General features: G+C 71.9%; 15 protein-coding genes. 11 read left to right on the top strand and 4 right to left on the bottom strand.

Annotation, left to right across the window (positions count from 1 at the left end):
• Positions 1–196 precede the first annotated feature (196 nt).
• Entirely contained in the window at positions 197–937 is a 741-nt protein-coding gene (locus ACIP6U_RS11815) for a GntR family transcriptional regulator (RefSeq protein ID WP_401715299.1), read from the top strand.
• A gap of 275 nt (positions 938–1212) precedes the next feature.
• Positions 1213–2121, top strand: coding sequence for a hypothetical protein (locus tag ACIP6U_RS11810; RefSeq protein WP_401715297.1), 909 nt, complete (start codon positions 1213–1215; stop codon positions 2119–2121).
• Between the two features lie 35 nt (positions 2122–2156).
• On the opposite strand, the gene ACIP6U_RS11805 is transcribed toward ACIP6U_RS11810, so the two are convergent.
• On the bottom strand, positions 2157–2927 hold the full coding sequence (locus ACIP6U_RS11805) for an SDR family NAD(P)-dependent oxidoreductase (protein ID WP_401715295.1): 771 nt from the start codon (positions 2925–2927) through the stop codon (positions 2157–2159).
• Between the two features lie 147 nt (positions 2928–3074).
• On the opposite strand from ACIP6U_RS11805, the gene ACIP6U_RS11800 reads away from it, so the two are divergent.
• From ACIP6U_RS11800 to ACIP6U_RS11765, 8 genes are all read left to right on the top strand, one after another.
• The gene (locus ACIP6U_RS11800) at positions 3075–3392 is read left to right on the top strand and encodes a hypothetical protein (protein ID WP_401715293.1); all 318 of its coding nucleotides are present in this window, start codon (positions 3075–3077) and stop codon (positions 3390–3392) included.
• A 220-nt stretch (positions 3393–3612) separates the two neighbouring features.
• A complete protein-coding gene (locus ACIP6U_RS11795) occupies positions 3613–5196 on the top strand; it encodes an ABC transporter substrate-binding protein (RefSeq protein ID WP_401715291.1) in 1584 nt (527 codons plus the stop codon).
• A gap of 2 nt (positions 5197–5198) precedes the next feature.
• Positions 5199–6155, top strand: a complete 957-nt coding sequence (locus tag ACIP6U_RS11790) for an ABC transporter permease (protein ID WP_401715289.1) — start codon at positions 5199–5201, stop codon at positions 6153–6155.
• Positions 6152–7042 carry an ABC transporter permease gene (locus ACIP6U_RS11785; protein ID WP_401715286.1) on the top strand — a complete coding sequence of 297 codons (891 nt, stop codon included), beginning with the start codon at positions 6152–6154 and terminating at the stop codon, positions 7040–7042. The genes ACIP6U_RS11790 and ACIP6U_RS11785 overlap by 4 nt, the downstream gene beginning before the upstream one ends.
• A gap of 106 nt (positions 7043–7148) precedes the next feature.
• Positions 7149–8879: a dipeptide ABC transporter ATP-binding protein gene (locus tag ACIP6U_RS11780; protein ID WP_401715284.1), complete on the top strand. Its 1731-nt coding sequence runs from the start codon at positions 7149–7151 to the stop codon at positions 8877–8879.
• Positions 8876–10882: a CocE/NonD family hydrolase gene (locus ACIP6U_RS11775; RefSeq protein WP_401715282.1), complete on the top strand. Its 2007-nt coding sequence runs from the start codon at positions 8876–8878 to the stop codon at positions 10880–10882. Before ACIP6U_RS11780 ends, ACIP6U_RS11775 begins: the two co-directional genes overlap by 4 nt.
• Positions 10879–11520, top strand: coding sequence for a TetR/AcrR family transcriptional regulator (locus ACIP6U_RS11770; RefSeq protein ID WP_401715280.1), 642 nt, complete (start codon positions 10879–10881; stop codon positions 11518–11520). Before ACIP6U_RS11775 ends, ACIP6U_RS11770 begins: the two co-directional genes overlap by 4 nt.
• A 28-nt stretch (positions 11521–11548) precedes the next feature.
• Positions 11549–12226, top strand: a complete 678-nt coding sequence (locus ACIP6U_RS11765) for an NAD-dependent epimerase/dehydratase family protein (RefSeq protein WP_401715278.1) — start codon at positions 11549–11551, stop codon at positions 12224–12226.
• Here ACIP6U_RS11765 and ACIP6U_RS11760 read toward each other — a convergent pair.
• Positions 12198–14522 (bottom strand): FUSC family protein, encoded by a 2325-nt coding sequence (locus tag ACIP6U_RS11760; protein ID WP_401715276.1) that lies wholly within the window; start codon positions 14520–14522, stop codon positions 12198–12200. The two genes, ACIP6U_RS11765 and ACIP6U_RS11760, sit on opposite strands and share 29 nt — an antisense overlap.
• A gap of 181 nt (positions 14523–14703) precedes the next feature.
• On the opposite strand from ACIP6U_RS11760, the gene ACIP6U_RS11755 reads away from it, so the two are divergent.
• Positions 14704–16179, top strand: coding sequence for an MFS transporter (locus ACIP6U_RS11755; protein WP_401715274.1), 1476 nt, complete (start codon positions 14704–14706; stop codon positions 16177–16179).
• Positions 16180–16225: 46 nt separating this feature from the next.
• Here ACIP6U_RS11755 and ACIP6U_RS11750 read toward each other — a convergent pair whose 3' ends face one another.
• Positions 16226–17056 (bottom strand): MHYT domain-containing protein, encoded by an 831-nt coding sequence (locus ACIP6U_RS11750; RefSeq protein ID WP_401715272.1) that lies wholly within the window; start codon positions 17054–17056, stop codon positions 16226–16228.
• Between the two features lie 157 nt (positions 17057–17213).
• Entirely contained in the window at positions 17214–19361 is a 2148-nt protein-coding gene (locus ACIP6U_RS11745) for a PQQ-binding-like beta-propeller repeat protein (protein ID WP_401715270.1), read from the bottom strand.
• Positions 19362–19477: the final 116 nt, after the last annotated feature.

Below are 19477 nucleotides of genomic sequence, written 5' to 3'. Positions count from 1 at the left end.
CGCACGAGGGTCAGAGCAGAGCGGAGAACTTGTCTGAACAAGTTGGCCTCAGTACGCCCGGCAATGGTGTCTTGTTCGTAAACATTGGCGAAACCGTGACCCCTTCTTCTCTGCACACTCCTTGCTGACACGGATCACCAGGGGAACTCGACTACGCTGCTCACGCTGTGCACTGTGGCCAACTCGGAGGGGAAGCATGACGGCGCGACACGAGGAGATCGCCGACGAGCTGCGCAGGGCCATCGACCGCGAGGAGTACACAGTCGGGAGCCGGCTGCCCGCGGAGACGGACCTCGCGGCGCAGTACGGCGTCTCGCGCGGCACGGTCCGCCAGGCCGTCGCGGCCCTCACCGCCGAGGGGCTGATCGGCTCCCGTCAGGGCGCCCGCCGGATGGTCCTCGCCAGCCGCCGCAGCCAGAGCTTCGCGGAACTGCGCAGCTTCGCCGAGTGGGCGCGCGCGATGGAGCGCGAGGCCACCGGGCGCGTGGTCGAGCAGGAGTACCGCCCGGCCACGGCCGAGGACGCCGTGCGCCTCCAACTCGCCGAGAAGACCCCTGTGTTGCACGTCCTGCGGGTCCGCGGCCTGGACGGTGAGCCGGTCCTCCTGGAGCGGACGGTCTACGCCGACTGGATCTCCCCCGCGGTCGAGGTGATCGAGCCGGAGTGCCCGTCGGTGACCCAACGCCTGTACGACGACACGGGGTTGGTCTTCGCGTACGGCGAGCACGTCATCGACGCGGTGGCGGCGGGCGCGCAGGACGCGGAGCTGCTGGGCATCCGCCGGACCAGCCCGTTGCTCCGGGTCCGTCGGGTGACGACGACCCGGGAGGGGCGTCCTGTCGAGTGGTCGGACGACCGCTACCGCTCGGACGCCGTGAGCTTCAGCGTGCACAACTCGATAGGCAACAACGCGTTGGCGCGCAAGACGGCGGAGTGAGGCGGAAGACACCCCGGAGCGAGTCGGAAAGCGACATCGCTCAGGTCACGATTGGGTCATGGTTCGGCATGGAGGATGACCTTCAGTTCGTGGGCAACTGGTGAAGGATTGACGGGAGTTGTGGAAGGTGACAAGAATGCGGCTCACACCTTCGCTGTGACTGAACTGAGCGAAGTGACGCGAGTGGCTCGGTCACGCATGCCGTTGTCGCTGCCGACCGCGTACCCACCGCGTTTGTGCCACCTCCCACACCTTCTTTTCCACAGAGGCTCATCTTGTCGCGTTCGCAAGAACCACGAACCCTTGCCGCCCTCGCCGCAACCGTCTTCGCCGCCGCCCTCGTGCCCGTGCTCGGCGCGGGTACGGCCGGCGCCACGACGGCCGAGTGCAACGCCGCCACGGTCCAGTACCGCATCGTCGGTGCCGATGGAAACGTTGTCGGCGCCGACTGGACCTCGGAGGGTGGCTTCCTCCAGTGGACCACCGTCCCCGGCACCGTCCAGGTCAGGCTCGCCCCGGGCCAGACCGTGGCCGACGGCTGCACCTACCCGGTCTCGCTGGCCGAATACACCACCGAGGGCCCGAACTGGTACACCTCGGGCCACCAGACGATGGTCGACAAGGCCACCGTCTACCTCACCAAGGACGACCTCGCCGGCGCCGACGACAAGGGCCGGACCTGGCAGAAGCTGTCCGTCAAGTCCCCCGACTGCTACGGCCAGATCGACCTGTACGGCGACGACATCGCCTACGACGGCAAGACGGGCACGGGCCACGGTCCGCTGCCGTACCAGCCGGGCAACGTCAACACGCCGTACCACCTCATAGCGGCCTGGAACGGCGGCGACAAGGAGTGCACCCCGGGCACGCCCGAGTCGCCGACGCCGTCCGAGACGCCGCCCACCTCCCCGGCGACGCCGTCGACCCCGCCGGCCGGCAGCACCCCGCCCGTGGACACGCCGCCCACCACCCCGGCGCCGTCCACCACGCCCCCCACCACGCCGGACGTCCCGCCGATGACGACGCCGCCGAACACGCCGGAGCCCAAGTCGAGCCCGAGCGGTCCGCCGCTGGCCGAGACCGGCTCCAGCGCGCCGGTCGGCGCGATCGCCGGCGGAGCCGCGCTGGTCGTCGCCCTCGGCGCCGGCGCGCTGTACGCGGGCCGTCGCACGCGTCGCTCCTGACGCAGAACGACAGGTCCTGGCCGCCCGGCCGCCGGCTATCCGGCGGCCAGGCGGCGCAGTACCCGGGAGGAGACCGGCGTGGGCAGGGCCCGCAGCGTACGCACCAGCGTCGTCGTGGCCCACGGGAAGTACGCCTGCGCCGGTTCCCTCTCCAGCGCGCGGACGACGAGTCGCGCCGCGCGCTCCTGGCTGATCTCGAAGGGCTTGGGCAGACCGTCCCCGCTGATCCGGTCGGTCGCCACGAACCCCGGGTGGATGCTGGTGAACCGGATTCCCCTGGGCGCCAGTTCGACGCGCGCGGCGTCGATGAGCGTACGGGCGGCCGCCTTCGCCGCCGAGTACGGCCCCTGCCGGGGCAGGCCCATCAGCCCGGCCAGCGAGTTGGTGTGCGCGATGAGCCCGCCGGCCGGTTGACCGCCCAGCTGCTCGATCAGCGGGACCAGATAGTTGACGACCACGTCGTAGTTGAGCGCCATGATCCGCGTGACGTCCTCGACGCCGACCTGGTCCATCCGCAGGTCCGGACCCTGGCCCGCGTTGAGCAGCGCGATGTCGATCGACCCGTACTCCGCGACCGCCGCCGTGACCACCCCGGCCGCCGCCCGCGGATCCAGGGCGTCGGCGGGGAGGTCGAGACAGTCGCTCCCGGCGGCCCGGACCTCCGCGGCCACGGACGCCAGCTCCGGCGCGCGCCGGGCCGTGACGACCAGCCGGTTGCCGCCGGACGCCAGCAGTCGGGCCACCTCGGCCCCGATCCCCGACGAGGCGCCGACGATCAGAATCGTGCTGTCGGTGATGCGCGCCATGGGTTTCCCTCGCTGGTCCGGTCCGGGGGTGGGTGTGCGAAGGGGACTCTCGCAGGCGGGACGCGCTCCCGTCGACCCGGCGCGACAGGGGTGGGTCGGCGGCGCGAAGCTGGGTAGACGGTGGTTCACCCCGACGGAAGGATCACCATGACGACCTACGTGGTCACTGTGCCCGGCACCTTCACCGACGGGATCGAGGCCGGGGCGAGGGCGGAGCTGACCCGGGCCCTGCGTCCGGCGGACCCGCACGCCACCCAGCTGGGGAGCGCCGAGGACCTCGACGTCCTCGCGGTCAACGACGACAACACCTTCACCCTGCACATGAAGGTCGAGGCGGACAGCCGTGCCGACGCCGAACAGGACGCCCGCGACCTCGCGGACTCCGCCCTGCGCAAGGCCGGTCTGGACGAGAACTCCGCACCGCTGGGACCCGTGATCATCACGGGCATCGACTCCGACATCTGAGTCGGCCCCGACCGGACCGGCCCCCTGCCGCGCGCACCGCTCACCTCGCGTGCCGTCCACGCGCCACTCACCCCGCGCTCACCCCACCTCCCGTTACCGATGGGTTTCGCGAGGTTAATTTCCATGCCCGAAGGGTTGGCGGGAAAGCGTCGTCTCGTTATCGTTCACGCACTTCACTCAATCGTTCCGCTGAACGAATAGCGAGAGAGACGGTCGGTCCATGTCCGACATCCACCCCCCGCGCCGGCGGTCGGTGCTCGCCGCGGGCGCGGCCTCCGTGGCCTCGCTCGGCGCGTCCTGGCTGCTGTCCGGCTGTACGGGGGCCGCCGCCACGCCGGTGCTGCCGGCCGCCGCGCGGCAGGGCGCCCCCGACAGCGGCGGCACCCTGCGCATCGCCCGGCCGCCCGCCTCCGACGCCGAGACCCTCGACCCGGCGAGCTCCCTGTCCGCGTACGAGTACCTGGGCGCCCTCTACAACCGGCTCGTCCGGATCGGCGTCGACGGTGAACTCGCCCCCGATCTCGCCGAGTCGTGGGAGAGCGACAGCAAGGCCCGCACCTGGACCTTCCGGCTACGCCAGGGCGTCGCCTTCCACGACGGCCGCGCCTTCACCTCCGCCGACGCCGCCTACACGCTCCGCCACATCCTCGACAAGGCGACCGCGTCCCCGCAGGCCGCCGTCCTCGCCCCGCTCATCGACCCCGCGAAGCTGGGCACGCCCGACGCCCACACCCTGGTCGTCCCGCTGAAGACCCCGAACGCCGAGTTCCCGAGCCTGCTCACGCACTACAACTGCTACGTCGTCCCCGACGGCAGCGCCAAGTCGATCGGCCGCACCGGTATCGGCACCGGCCCCTTCAAGCTGGAGTCGTTCGCACCGGCGGGACCCGGCCGCGTCACGGCGTACCGGGACCACTGGGCCGGCCGCCCGGTGCTCGACGCGATCGACTTCTACTCGGTCGCCGACATGTCGGCACGCTCGAATGCCCTGCTGGCAGGCCAGGTCGACCTTCTCTCCCAGACCAACCTCGACTTCGCCACCGCGCGCGTGGTCGCCGCCTCGGACCGGGCCACCATCGCGCGCGTGAAGAACGCCCAGTGGTACGTCCTGCCGATGCTCACCACCGACAAGCCCTTCACCGACGTACGCGTCCGGCAGGCGATGAAGCTCGCCTACGACCCCGAGCACGTCGTGAAGGTCGCCCTCCAGGGCGCGGGCACCGCCGGCTGGGACAACCCCGTACCGCCCAGCGACCCCGCCCACATCGCCGCGCACCCCGAACACGACCCGGAGAAGGCGAAGTTCCTGCTGAAGCAGGCGGGGCACGAAGGCCTCGCCGTCGACCTCTACACCTCCGCCTACGACCCGCTGTTCACGCCGATGGCGCTGGCCTACCAGGACTCCGCCAAACGCGCCGGGATCCGCGTCCGCGTCAAGACGGCCTCCGCAGACTCGTACTACACGCAGATCTGGATGAAGAAGCCGCTGATGGCCACCTACTGGTTCACCGGCCGGCCCGTCGACCAGCTGCTCACCCAGATCTTCCGCAGCGGCTCCTCGTACAACGAGACGGCCTGGTCGGACAAGGAGTTCGACTCCGTCCTGGACCGGGCCAGGGCCGAGACCGACGACGCGAAACGGCGCGAACTCTACGGCGAGGCACAGACGTTGGTGATCGAGAAGGGCGGGGCGATGACCCCGATGTTCGCCGACCGGCTCGTCGGCATCTCCCGCAAGGTGCGCGGATACGCCGAGCACGGCTTCGAGTTCGACTACCTCGGCATCGGCCTGAAGGGGGCCTGACCATGCTCTCCTTCACGCTCCGCCGACTGGCCTCCGCCGTCGGCACGCTGTTCCTCTCCTCGATCCTCGTCTTCCTCGCCGTGCAGGCCCTGCCCGGCGACGTCGCCACCCAGATCCTCGGCAAGGACGCCACCCCGGACGCCGTGGCCGCCCTGCGCGACCAGCTCGGCCTCGACCGGCCCGCCTGGGAGCAGTACTTCGACTGGATCAAGGGCGCCCTGCACGGCGACTTCGGCACCTCTCTCGTCTCCGGGAAGGGCGTCGGTGGCGAAGTCGCCATGTACCTCGGCAACTCCGCGCTCATCGCCCTGATCACCGTCCTGTTCGCGGTGACCGGCTCCCTGGTCCTCGGCATCCTCGCGGGCCTGTACCGCGACCGCTGGCCCGACCACGTCATCTCCACCGTCAGCCTGATCGGCATGAGCGTCCCCGAGTTCGTGGTGGCGACCGTGCTCGTGCTGTGCTTCTCGGTCGCCCTGCCGTGGTTCCCGGCGGTCGTCCTCTACGGCCCCGAAGCGAGCGTCGGCCAACTCCTGCCCGCCGTATGGCTTCCCGCCCTCGCGCTGGCCGTCGTCATGGCCGCGTACATCGTGCGCATGGCCCGCACCTCGGTGATCGACGTGATGGCCGGCGAGTACGTCACCACGGCCCGCCTCAAGGGCCTGTCCACCTGGCGGATCGTCACCCGCCACGCCCTCCCCAGCGCCCTGCTCCCCACCTTGCACGTCATCGCCCTCAACGTCGCCTGGCTGGTCGGCGGGGTCGCCGTCGTCGAGAACGTCTTCAACTACCCGGGCATCGGCAAGCTGATGCTCTCCTCCGTGCAGAACCGCGACCTGCCCGTCATCCAGGCCGTCGCCCTCGTCAGCGCCATCGTCTACGTCTGCTGCAACCTCGCCGCCGACCTCGGCGCCATGGCCCTCAACCCCAGGCTCCGCACCCGCGGGAGGACCCGATGACCACCCTCGACACCACCCCGGTCGCTGTCGCGCCGGGTCCACGTGCCGCCGCCCGCGCCTGGCGCACCCTGCGTTCCTCCCGCACGGCCACGGTCGGACTCGCGATCGTCGCCGTCCACGTCCTGATCGCCCTCCTCGCCCCGCTCCTGACCTCCTACGACCCCATCGCCAACGACGCCTCGCACGCCCTGCTCGGCCCCAGCGCCGACCACTGGGCGGGCACCGACCAGTACGGCCGCGACGTCCTCGCGCGCGTGCTGTACGGCGGCCGCTACGCGCTGGGGGTCTCCGTCACCGCCACCCTGGTGACCGTCGCGCTCGGGACGGTCGTCGGCTGCGCGGCGGCCCTTCGGGGCGGCTGGTTCGACGACGTGCTCGGCCGGATCCTGGACGCCGTCCTGTCCATCCCGTCGATCCTCGCCCTGCTCGTCGTCGTGACCGCCCTCGGCACGGGACCGGCCGTCATCGTCCTTGCCATCGCCGTCAGTTACGTCCCCCAGGTCGCCCGTGTCGTGCGCGGTGCCGCCCTCGCGGTGGTCCCCATGGACTACGTCACCGCCGCCCGGGCCCGCGGCGAGAGCACCTGGTCGATCCTGCGCCGGGAGGTCCTGCCGAACATCACGGACGTCGTCTGCGTGGAGTTCGCGATGCGCGCGTCCTGGGTCGTGCTGCTGATCTCCTCGCTGTCCTTCCTCGGCTTCGGTGCCGATCCGCCCACCCCCGACTGGGGGTTGATGGTCGCCGAGAACCGCACCGCCATCACCGTCGTCCCGATGGCGAGCCTCGCGCCGATCATCGCCCTGGCCACGCTGGTGGTCGGGCTCAACCTCGCGGCCGACGGCCTGTCCAAGGCGTGGGGCGTCGACCGGATCAGGGAGGGACTGTGACGACCTCGGCCCCGGGGGAGCCCGTGACGACTTCGACTCAGGGAGGGCAGGTGCCGACCTCGACTCCCGGAGGGCACGCGGCGGCCTCGACCCCGGGAGGTCCCCGATGAACTCCATCGTCTCCGTGAACTCCCTTTCCGTGGCCTACCGTTCGGGCGGCCGGGACGTGCCGGTCGTGTACGAGGTGTCGCTGGACGTGGCCAAGGGGCGCACGCTCGCGCTCGTCGGCGAGTCGGGCAGCGGCAAGTCCACCGTCGCCGCCACGCTCCTCGGACATCTGCGCCACGGCTCCCGCGTCACCGGCGGATCGGTCCACGTGGACGGACAGGACGTCTTCGCCCTGCCGGCACGGGAGTTGCGGCGGCTGCGCGGCGGGACCGTCGCCATGGTCGGCCAGAACGCCGGACAGGCGCTGACGCCCACCATGCGGATCGGCCGGCAGATCGAGGAGGCGGGCGGCACCGTACCCGTCGTCGACCTCCTCGAACAGGTCCGGCTGCCCCGCCCCGCCGAACTCGCCCGCCGCTACCCGCACGAACTCTCCGGCGGTCAGCAGCAGCGCGTCGCCATCGCCATGGCGATCGCCGCCCGCCCCAAGGTGCTCGTCCTCGACGAACCGACCACCGGCCTGGACGTCGTCACCCAGCGCGGTGTCCTCGACCTGATCGCCGCCCTGCGCGACGAACTCGGCCTGGCCGCCGTCCTGGTGAGCCACGACCTCGGTGTCGTCGCCCACATGGCCGACGAGGTGTGCGTGCTGAAGTCGGGTCGCGTCGTGGAGACCGCGCCCACCCGGCAGCTGTTCGCCCAGCCCCAGGACGCCTACACGAAGCGGCTGTTGGCGAGCGTCCCGCGCCTGGACGACACCGGCCTCGCCGTCGTGACCGAGGCGGGGGAGCGGGAGGTGCGTCCGAAGACTGTCGTGCCCGAGGACTCGCCGGTCACCGTGTCCGCGCACGACGTCACCATCGACTACGGCAGCTCACGAGCCGTGGACGGTGTCTCCTTCGACGTCCGGCGCGGCGAAGTCGTCGCCCTGGTGGGCGAGTCGGGCAGCGGCAAGTCCACGCTGGCCTGGACCCTGGCGGGCCTGCGCACTCCGTCCGGCGGCACGCTGACCCACGAGACCGGCGACCTGGCCCGCCCCGCGCACCGCCGCCCGCTCGCCCTGCGCCGCCGTATCCAGCTCGTCTTCCAGAACGCCGACACCTCCCTCAACCCCCGTCGCTCCGTGGGTGACGCGGTCCGCCACCCCCTGCGTTTCTTCGGCACCGCGACCGGCCGCACCGAGGCGACCGAGCAGGCCCGCCGGCTCATCGCCGACGTACGCCTGGACCCGGCTCTCGCCGAGCGCCTGCCCGCCCAGCTCTCCGGCGGCCAGCGCCAACGCATCGGCATCGCACGGGCGTTGGCGGGCGAACCGGACGTCCTGATCGCGGACGAGATCACCACCGCCCTGGACGTCTCCGTGCAGGCCGACGTCCTGCGCCTGCTCGACGACCTGCGCCGCGAACGCGACCTGGCCTGTCTCTTCATCAGCCACGACCTCGCCGTCGTGCGCGGCATCGCCGACCGCGTCGTCGTCCTGCGCCACGGCGTGGTCGTCGAGGAGGGCCCGACGGAGGCCGTGTTCGCCGCACCCGGGCACCCCTACACACGCCAGCTCATGGCGGCGGCCCTCGAACCCGACCCCGACGCACAGCCCTTCGTCGACGACACCCTCGACTGGGCCGACGCGGCGGACGGGCACGACATCTGGACCGACCAGGGCGACGGCGGCCACCGGGTCCGACGCTGGCGCCCCCTCGACACCCCCGTCGCGGAAGGAGTTTCGTGAAGTACCGCGAACAGTTCGAGCACCAGGTCGTCCGCGAGGACATCTGGATCCCCACCCGGGACGGGCGGACCCGGCTGCACGCGCGCGTGTGGCGGCCCGCCGACGCCGAGTCCGACCCGGTGCCCGCGTTGCTCGAATACCTCCCGTACCGCAAGACCGACTGGACCGCCCCGCGCGACGCCCAACGCCACCCCTGGTACGCGGGCCACGGCTACGCCTCGGTGCGCGTCGACATCCGCGGTCACGGCGACAGCGAGGGCGCACCCGGCGACGAGTACGACGCACAGGAACTCGCCGACGGCGTCGACGTCGTCAACTGGCTTGCCCGGCAGCCCTGGTGCACCGGCAAGGTCGGCATGTTCGGCATCTCCTGGGGCGGCTTCAACTCCCTCCAGATCGCCGCCCTCGCCCCCGAACCCCTGAAGGCGATCGTCACCGTCTGCTCCACCGACGACCGCTACGACAACGACGTCCACTACACCGGCGGTGCCGTCCTCGGCATCGACATGCTCGCCTGGGCCGGCACCATGCTCGCCTTCGCCGCCCGCCCACCGGACCCGGCGAACGTCGGCGCCGACCGCTGGGTGCCGATGTGGCGCGAGCGCCTCGACGCCCTCGAACCCTTCCTGCACACCTGGCTCGAACACCAGCAGCGCGACGCCTACTGGCGGCACGGCAGCGTCTGCGAGGACTACACCGCGATCGACGCGGCCGTCCTCGCGGTCGGCGGCTGGAACGACCCGTACCGCGACACGGTGCTCCGCCTCGTAGAACACCTCCCGGCGGACCGCGTACGGGGGTTGATCGGCCCGTGGTCGCACCAGTACCCCGACCGGGGCCTGCCGCCAGGACCCGCGATCGGCTTCCTCCAGGAGACCCTGCGCTGGTGGGACCAGCACCTCAAGGGCATCGACACCGGGGCCATGGAGGAGCCGCTGCTGCGGGCGTGGATCACCGATTCCGTCCCGCCCGCCACCTCGTACGACGTGCTGCCGGGCCGCTGGGTAGGGGAGACCGACTGGCCTTCGCCACAAGTCGACTGGGACGCACGGCCGTTGGGCGCGGGGACGGCTCCCGTACTCGTCCGGTCGCCGCAGCACACCGGCCTCGACGCCGGCCGCTTCTTCCCCTTCGGCAACGCGAGCGACCTGCCGCCCGATCAGCGCGAGGAGGACGGCCGCTCGGTCTGCTTCGACTCCGAGCCCCTCACCGAGCGCGTCGAGATCCTCGGCCGACCGCGTGTCCGGCTGCGCCTCGACAGCGCCACCCCGCGCGCCCATGTGATCGCCCGGCTGTGCGACGTGGCCCCCGACGGCTCGTCCACGCTCGTCACCCGCGGTGTGCTCAACCTGCTGAGCAGGCGGGGTCGGGACAAGGCGGTGGAGTGGAGCCCGGGGACGTACGAGGACGTCGAGATCGAACTCACCGGGATCGGCTACGCCTTCCCGCCCGGTCACCGCGTCCGCGTCGCCGTCTCGGACGCCTACTGGCCGTGGGTGTGGCCGCACGGCGAACGCGGGGAGCTGAGCGTCGTACCGGCGGAGAGCGCCGTACTCCTGCCCGTGCGCGGGCCCGGCGAGGAGCCGCCGATCCGCTTCGAGGAGCCCGAACAGGCGCCGCCGCTGCGGGTGACCTACGACCCGCCGACCTCGCCGCGTCCGGAGCGGCTGGTCACGCACGACGTGGCCGCGGGGGAGTGGACGCTGGAGGTCGACCCCAACTACGGGGGCTCGCGGACGTATCCCGACGGGCTGCGCTACGAGGAGAGTGCGCGGGAGACGTACCGGATTCGGAGCGACGACCCGCTGTCGGCGCAGGCCGTCTCGGAGTGGCGGATCCGGCTGCGGCGCGGGGAGGGCTACGACGCTGAGATCATGGCGTCCACGGAGCTGCGCGCCACGGCCGCGGACTTCGTCATGGACAGCCGCATCGAGGCACGGGCGAACGGAGAGACAGTGGTCAAGCGCGCATGGCACCGCACCGTCGGGAGGACGTCCGGATGACGGCCGCCAGGACCCCGCGCCGTGCCGTCGCCGCCGCCGACCGCACCCGCCAGCCCACCGAGGTACGCCGGCGCCTCATCGTCGAGGCGGCCGTCCCGCTGATCGCCGAACGCGGTTACGCCGCCGTGGGCGTGCGGGACGTGGCCGCCGCGGCCGGGGTGTCCGTCGGCACGGTCACGTACCACTTCGGCAGCGTCCAGGAGATCCTCTCCGAGGCGATGGTGCTGCACATCGAGCGGTACTACGCCGAGCTGAGCGAGACCGCGGAGCGGGCCGACACGGGTGCCGAGGCGCTGCGGCTGCTGGTCGACGCGCTGTTCACGGAGGACACCGACCGGCACTGGCGGATGTGGTTCGACTACTGGAACGCGGGCGACCAGGCCACGGACGAGACCTTCACGCGCGGTCAGGCCAGGCGGTACGAGGCCTGGCACCAGCAGATCCGGGCGCTCGCCCAACGGGGCGTGGACGACGGGGAGTTCACCGGCGACGACCTCGACGGCTTCACCGTACGCTTCGCCGCCCTCGCCGACGGCCTCGCGCTGCAACGCCTGCGCCAGGCACCGCCGTTGAGCACGCAGGACGCCCGACGCCATCTCAACCGGTTCATCGACACCGAACTCGCCCGCACGCCCTGACCCCCAACTTCCCCTCACGGAGCCGCTCGTGAACGTCGTCATCTTCGGTGCGTCCGGCATGGTCGGCCATGGAGTGCTGCACGCCTGCCTGGAGGACGTGGCGGTCGCCCGTGTCGTCGTGGTGGTCCGTGCCCCGCTCGGCGTCAGCCACCCCAAGCTGCACGAGATCGTCCACGACGACTTCACCGATCTCACCGCTCTCGCCGAGCAACTGACCGGCCTGGACGCCTGCTTCTACTGCCTCGGTGTGTCCAGTGCCGGTCGCGACGAGGCCGACTACACCCGCATCACGTACGACTACACGCTGGCCGCCGCCCGCGTCCTCGTCGAACGCAGCCCCGGGCTCACCTTCACCTACGTCTCCGGCGAGGGCACCGACAGCACCGAGAAGGGCCGCACGATGTGGGCCCGCGTGAAGGGGCGCACGGAGAACGCCCTGCTGGCACTGCCGATGAACGCCTACATGTTCCGGCCCGGCTACATCCGGCCGCTCAAGGGGGCGGTCTCCAAGACGTCCGCCTACCGCGTGATCTACGGCCTGACCTCCTGGCTCTACCCCGTCCTGCACCGCCTCGCGCCCGGTCACACCACGACCACGGAGGCGTTGGGCCGCGCCATGATCGTGGTGGCGGCCGACCCGGGCGCGGAGGAGCGGCACGTCCTCGACAGCCGGGACATCAACCGGCTGGGCGCGAAGCCGAGTTGATACCCCGTTCCCCTGTGTCCGGCTTCGCCGCCGCGGCCAGCGAGGGCTGGAGGCGGCGGGCCGCGTCGAGATGGTCGGCGGTCCAGATGATGCGGACGGCCGTGTCCGTGGCCCGGCCGTTCTCGTCCCGCAGATCCTGCCGCAGCGAGGCGACCAGGCGGGCCTCGGCGGCGGGGTCGGGCGGCATCGGGGTCGGCACCGGGGCGCCCTCGTCCAGGCCGGAGGCCAGGGTGCGGTACCAGCCGGACACCCCGTCGGCGGTGCCGAGGAGGACGAGGCGGGCGTCGGCCCGGTCCGAACCGGCGGGCTGCTCGTCGGATCGCTGCCACAGGCCCAGTACGGCATCGGCTGCCAGGCGCAGTCCGACGACTCCCGTGACCAGAGTGGTCATGTCCGCCAGGGGTACGGGCTTGGCGCCGCGCTCGGCGAGGTAGCTGCGGAACGCGTCGTCCAGCCGGCGGGCCGCGGCGGCCGCCTGCCGGTTCTCCTCGTCGGGCGGGGCGACGGGCGGGAGACCGGCGGCGCAGCGGCCGACCGCGTAGCGCACCGCGCCCGCCAGATAGCGCGCGCTGTCCGTGTACGCCGCCGCCAGCGCCCGGTCCACGGCGGCCGTGGCGCCGCGCGGCCAGAAGAACAGACCGACCAGCACGCTCACCCCGCAGCCCAGGGCGATGTCCTCGATCCGGAACAGCACGATGTGCCAGTCGGGATGCCGGCCGATGTTGAACAGGATGACGAGGGTGACGGTGAAGGCCGCCTGTCCCGCGGCGAAGGAGATCGCCGCCGGCGCGATGCCCGCCACGAGCACGGCGACCGGAAGCAGGAACCACAGCACGGTGTCGTGGTCGCCGATCAGTTGCAGCAACCCGGCCCCGAGGACCGACCCGGCGAGGGTGCCGGCCAGGGCGCGGACGGCGTTCTGCCCGGTGTTGAGGGCGTTGGAGCGCAGCACCGACAGAGTCCCGAGCAGCACCCAGAACGAGTGCTGGGCGCTGATCAGGTCGGCGAGGGCGACCGCGACGCCGAGGCCGAGCGCGCCCCGGAGGCTGTTGTGCAGCCAGACCGACTCGCGCTGGAGATGCGCGCCGGCCCGCTCCCGCGCCGAGGCCAGCGGTCCGGTGACGGAGTCCGGCTCGTGGCCGAGGAGCCGCTCGGGCCAGCTCCGGTGCTCGGCTGCCGCGGCCAGATCCACGTTGGCCGCGATCTGGAGGGTGGCGAACCCCAGTTCCTGGGCGCGGAAGGACAGGTCCAGGGCGCCGATGAAGGCACGGATCTCCGACTCCGTACCGGGGCGCGGCCGGTGCACGGGCAGCCTGGTGGTGGCGCCGTGCTCCATGCCGTCGATGAGGGCACGCAACTCGGCCGAGGCGGCGCGCAGTGCGTCGGGTGCGGTGCGCGGGGTGTCGAGGAGATCGGCGGCGCGTTCCAGGACGGTGGCGGCGGCCCGTCGTACGGAATGGGCGTCACGGTCGCAGTCGGGCGCGGCGCGGTCGGTGTCGTCGGGCGGTGGCGTGCTGTCGGCGACGATGGCGCTGAGCCAGGTCAGCTCGTCGACCAGCCGGACGACGGCGCGCGAGCCCGTGGACAGTCCGGTCGGCCGGTAGGGCGTGGCGTCGAAGGCGGTGCGCAGGTCGGCCGCCGCGGCGGCGGCGTCGTCCGCGGTGACCCGGCACTGCTTGGGGCTCGGCGCGTCGGGCTCCCCGGCCAGCCGGGAGGCGTCGGCGCGCAGCTGGGCCGCGGCGGCGCGGCAGACGCGGGCGGCGGGTGCGCCGAGCGGGTCCGCGGTGGGCCGGGGCCACAGCAGGGAGATCGCGAGCATGGCGGCCACCGCCGCGAGCCCGGCGCCGGCGAGCCGGTCGGGTAGCTCGGAGAGCGGCGCGGGCGAGGCAACCGGCAGCACGAAGGCCAGCAGCAGCGCCGTCGACGCACCCGCGAGGACCGAGCTGACCACGCCCGAGAACAACACCAGGAAGCCGACCACGACGGTGACGACGACCGCGAGCCAGGTCTGCCGGGCCACCAGCGTGCCCACGCAGATCAGCGCCGCCCAGGCCACCGCCAGCCCCACGTGCGCCCGCAGCCGCTGCGACATCGGCCCGGTGAACTCCACCAGCAGCAGCATCGAGAAGGAACCGAACGCGGCGAAGGTGGCGATCGTCGGCGAGTCCAGCACCTGGCTGCACAGCGCGAACAGGCCGGGCATGACCAGCGCCGTGCGCCCGGCCCGACGGGTCGCCACCAGCCCCGGATCGTGGTCCCGCAACCAGGTCAGGACACGGCGGCCAGATACGTGCATACGCCCGCACACCTCCTGTCGGCGGATCACCCGCGTATCGAGTATGTGCGCACCGATGAATTCGTGGGACCCGGGAGCCCCAACCGTCTCTTCGTCCGCCGCCCTGTCAATGAATCCGTTTCCCGCCCCACCGGGCCATGCTTGCCGGACGGACAGGTGACGGACCGACGCAGGAGGAGCAGTGCCGACGCAGCCGGACGACACCCCCGACCCCCGACGCTGGAAAGCGCTGTGGGTCACCCTGGTGGCCGGGTTCATGAGCCTTCTGGACGTGACGATCGTCGCGGTCGCGCTGCCGTCCATGCAGCGCGACCTGCACACCACGGCACCGGCCATCCAATGGGTGGTGTCCGGCTACGCCCTCGCCTTCGCCCTGGTCCTGGTGACCGCCGGGCGGATCGGTGACGCGATCGGCAGACGCCGTATCTTCCTGCTGGCGCTCGCCGCCTTCGTCCTGTGCAGCGCCGCCGCGGGCGCCGCACCGAACATCACGCTCCTCGTCGTGGCCCGGATCGCCCAGGGCGCCGCCGCGGGCTGCCTCGCCCCGCAGAACTCCGCCCTCATCCAGCAGTTGTTCCGCGGCGCCGAACGCGGGCGCGCCTTCGGCCTGTTCGGCGCGACCGTGGGCATCTCCAGCGCCGTGGGACCGGTCGTCGGCGGCCTCATCCTCAGCCTGGCCGACGGCCCCGACGGCTGGCGCTGGATCTTCTACGTCAATGTGCCGGTCGGTGCGCTCGCCCTGGTGCTCGGCATGCGCCTGATCCCCGTCACCGCCCCCGGCCGCCGCGAACGCCTCGACCTGGGCGGCGTCGCGCTCCTCGGCTGCGGAGTCCTGGCGCTGATGTTGCCGCTGGTGCTGGCCGAGTCCGGTGGCGTACGGCGGTTGTGGTGGCTGTTCGTCGTGGGCGTGGTGTGCCTGGTGGGGTTCGTCCGGTGGGAGCGACGCGTTGTGACCCGGGAGGGTCAACCGCTGCTGGATCTGCGCCTGGTGACCGAGACCCGCGGCTACGCCGTCGGCGCCACGATCGCCACCCTGTACTTCGTGGGCTTCAGCGGTGTGTGGCTGGTGTTCGCCCTGTTCTTCCAGGACGGCCTGGGCTACTCGCCGCTGCGCTCCGGGCTCACGGTCACGCCGTTCGCCATCGGCTCGGCCGCGGCCGCAGCGCTCGCGGGCCGGTCGGTGGACCGGTTCGGCAGACTGCTGACCGTCTGCGGCCTGGCCGGTGTCGCGCTCGGCCTCGGCGGGACCGCGCTGATCCTGTGGCTCGCCCCCGCCGACAGCGCGGGCTGGCTGGCCGCCCCGGCGCTCTTCATCGGCGGCCTGGGCAGCGGCTGCGTCATCTCCCCCAACGTCACCATGACCCTGCGGGACGTCCCGGTCCGGATGGCCGGAGCGGCCGGCGGAGCCCTCCAGACCGGCCAGCGCCTGGGCGGATCCATCGGTACGGCCGCCCTGCCCGGTCTCTTCTACGTCGTCCTCGGCACCGGCCGGCGCGACTACCCCGCCGCGGTGGCGATCGCCGTCGGCCTGGGTGTCCTGCCGGTGCTGTGCGCGCTGGCCCTGGCGATCGACGACTGGCGCCGCGACCGCCGAGCCGCCAAGCGCCCCTGCCCGCCCGAGGTCTCGCACAGCCACCTGCACGCCGGCCAGGGCTGACCGGGTCGACGGCACGGCGGTCGCCGGGCCGGGGCGGGCCGTTCGGTCACCGGGAGGCGTACGGACCCGACTGCGGGCCCTGCTGCTGCGGCGCGAACAGGTCGTCCCCCTCGGACTGCGTCCACCCCACCCGGTCCGGATCCACCTCCGCGACCATCATGTCCGGGTCGAACATCACGATCACCGCGGCGACCAGCAGCACGGCGAGCGGCCCCGCCAGCATCAGCAGCAGGAACGCCATCAGGCTGGTGGACGACTGCCCGGCGCCGCCGGTGCCGTCGAGCGTCACGGAGACCGCGGCCATGCCGGTGTAGTGCATGCCGGTGACGGCGACTCCCATGATCAGGCTGGCGCCGAGGCTGGCCCACAGCTTCTGGATGGAGATCGCCGCCCACAGTGCCGCCGTCGCGGCCACGACGGCGATCACCACGGACAGCGCCACGGTCGTCGTGTCGTAGTGGATGGTGCCGTTGGTGTGGACGGCTGCCATGCCGAGGTAGTGCATGACAGCCACGCCGAGTCCGGTGATGATTCCGGCCACACCCAGATTCAGCGGTGAACCGCCCCGGTAGCCGACGAGGAAGACACCGACGGCGACGACCGCGATCGCGACGATCAGACTGAGCAGGGTCAGTCCGGTGTCGTAGTTGACCAGCGAGCCGTCGATGCTGAAACCGATCATGGCGATGAAGTGCATGGTCCAGATGCCGCAGCCGATGGACACCGAGCCCAGCGCGAGCCAGCCGGCTCTTCTACGGGTGCGCCGCAACGAGCGTGTGGTGCATCGGAGTCCCAGGGCCGCACCGAGACAGGCCATGAGATAGGCCGCGACCAGAGTCACGGCACCGTAGTGGAAGTTGGAGATGGTTGCGTTCACCAAAGGTCCCCCCTTTGAGGTGGCACGAGTCAATCCTGACTCAAACACAACTCCTTCACTTTTTCGCCACAAACAAGTGTCTGTTGGCTGAATCGATACTTCTTGACGCCGATTCAGCAGACGCTCGACGTCGGTTCAGCAGGCGCCCGACGTCGGTTCAGGAGACGTCGGCGACCGAGAAGACCCCCGGTCCGGTCACCCCGTACAGCACCCCGTCCACCAGGAACGGCGGTGTCCCGCTGGGGGAGAGCTCCTCGAAGGAGCGGCCCGAGGTGTCGAAGGACGGGTCGGTGCGGCCGATCTCCTTGCCCGTGCGCGGGTCGAGGGCGAGGACGCTGGTGTCCGGCATGGTCACGTACAACCGCCCGTCCTGGACGGCCGGTTCGCTGAAGACGCGCAGCTCGCGCGAGCTGGTCCACAGTGGCTTGCCTTGCGTCAGGTCGAGGGCGAGCAGCGTCTCGTTGCCGTAGTCGAAGATGTACATCGTGTCGCCGGCCACGAGCGGCGGCGCCTCCGGCTCGACGCTCCAGGGGAAGTCGATCCGCCGGCTCCTGCCGCTCTCGAGGTCCTGGATGAAGAAGGCCGCGGAGACGCCCGTGTCGTTCTCCCAGCGCGCGTAGTACGCCTTCGCGTCATGGACGGTCGCCAGCCACAGGTCGCCCTTGGGCGCGTCCACGCTGCCCAGCGCCCGGCCCGTGCGCGCGTCGAGCCGGGAGATGCCGCCGGAGCCGCCGCGCAGGTCGGCGTAGAGCGTGCCCTTGGGTCCCTCGTAGAAGGGGCTGGCCGAGGACGACTTGAACGTGCGCCGCCACAACTCCTCGCCCGTGCGCGGCTCGTACGCGGCATAGCGCGCGCTCTCGGCGGGCCCGAGCGGGTCCAGGCGCACCAGCAGCACCTCGCCCAGGGGCTTGTACTGGCCGAGGGGTCCGTCCAGATGCCACAGCCGCTTCCCGGTCCTGCCGTCGAAGGCGTCCATGCCCTCGGTGCGGTCCGCGCTGTTGACGAACACCACACCGTCGTGGACTTCCGGCGAGTTGATCGAGAAGCTGCTGACCTGCTTCTCGCTCATCGGCTTGGACCAGTCCGTGCGGCCGGTCGCGGGGTTCAGCCGCATCAACGCGATCTGCTCCGAGGAGCAGAAGACGCCGAGGGCGCTCGGTGTGCAGGACGGCTTCATCGCCATGGGCGAGTCCTTGTCGGGCTCCAGGGCGTTGTGCCACGGCTTCCAGCCCGCCGGAGTCGAGGAGGACGAGGACGAGTTCGTCGCCGTGGCCCTGCCGTCGGGCTCGTCGCTCGCCCCGGCCGGCATGAGGGTCACCACGGCCGTGCCCACGACGGCGAGAAGCGCCGCGCCGGCGATGGCGGTCCACAGCCTCTTGCGGCCCCTGTTGCCGGCGTCCCGCGCGGGCCGGAGCATCGCCGTGTCGGTCGCGTCGGTCAGCGGAAGCGGGGCCGGCACGTCGCCGGGCTCCTCGACGGGCTGCTCCTCCGGCACCTCGGCGAGCGCCTCCAGCACCTCGCCCGAAGTGGGCCGCCCCGCGGGGTCCTTCGTCAGGCACAGGGACACCAACGCGCGCAGCGGGCCCGGCAGTTCGCCCAGTTCGGGATCGCTGTGCACGGTGTTGTACGCGGCGAGATAGGCGTTGTCCGCCTCGAAGGGACTGCGCCCCGTGGCCGCGTAGACCAGCACCGCGCCCAGCGAGAAGACGTCCACGGCCGGTCCGACCTCGCGCGGCCGGCTGAACTGCTCCGGTGCCATGAACGGGGGTGAGCCCATCACGATGCCGGTCTGCGTACGGACGTCGCTGGTGGCCGCGCGCGAGATGCCGAAGTCGATGACACGGACCGCCCCGTCGTCACCCTCGCCCTCCAGCAGCAGCACGTTGCTGGGCTTGAGGTCCCGGTGCACGACCCCCGCGCGGTGGATCTCCCGCAGCGCCTCGGCGAGTTCGGTGCCCAGGCGACGCAGCGAGGGCCAGTCCAGCGGGCCCGACTCGTCGACCCGTTCGGAGAGGGTGCGGCCCGGGACGAACGCGGTGGCCATCCACGGCCGTTCGGCGTCCGGGTCGGCGTCCACGACCGGGGCGGTGAACGCGCCGCTGACCCGTCGTGCCGCCACCACCTCCTGCCGGAACCTGGCCCGGAACTCGGGGTCGTCCGCGTACTTGGTGTGCACGACCTTGACGGCCACGGCCCGTCCCGACGTCGAGCGACCCAGGTACACCACGCCCATGCCGCCGGTCCCGATCCGCGCTTCGAGCCGGTATCCGCCGACCGACCGTGGATCGTCCTCGCGCAGGGTCACCGTGTCTCCCTCACCGGGTCTGGCCTGGACGGATCCGTTCGGAGCACTGTCTCTGTGGCATGGACAGCACACTCTACCGATCCGTTCGAGGGCCCGTTCCGGCGTGGATCAGGCAG

It is taken from the genome of Streptomyces sp. NPDC088794 (assembly GCF_044750545.1).
GTDB lineage: Bacteria > Actinomycetota > Actinomycetes > Streptomycetales > Streptomycetaceae > Streptomyces.
This window is presented reverse-complemented; position numbering and strand designations above follow the sequence as displayed.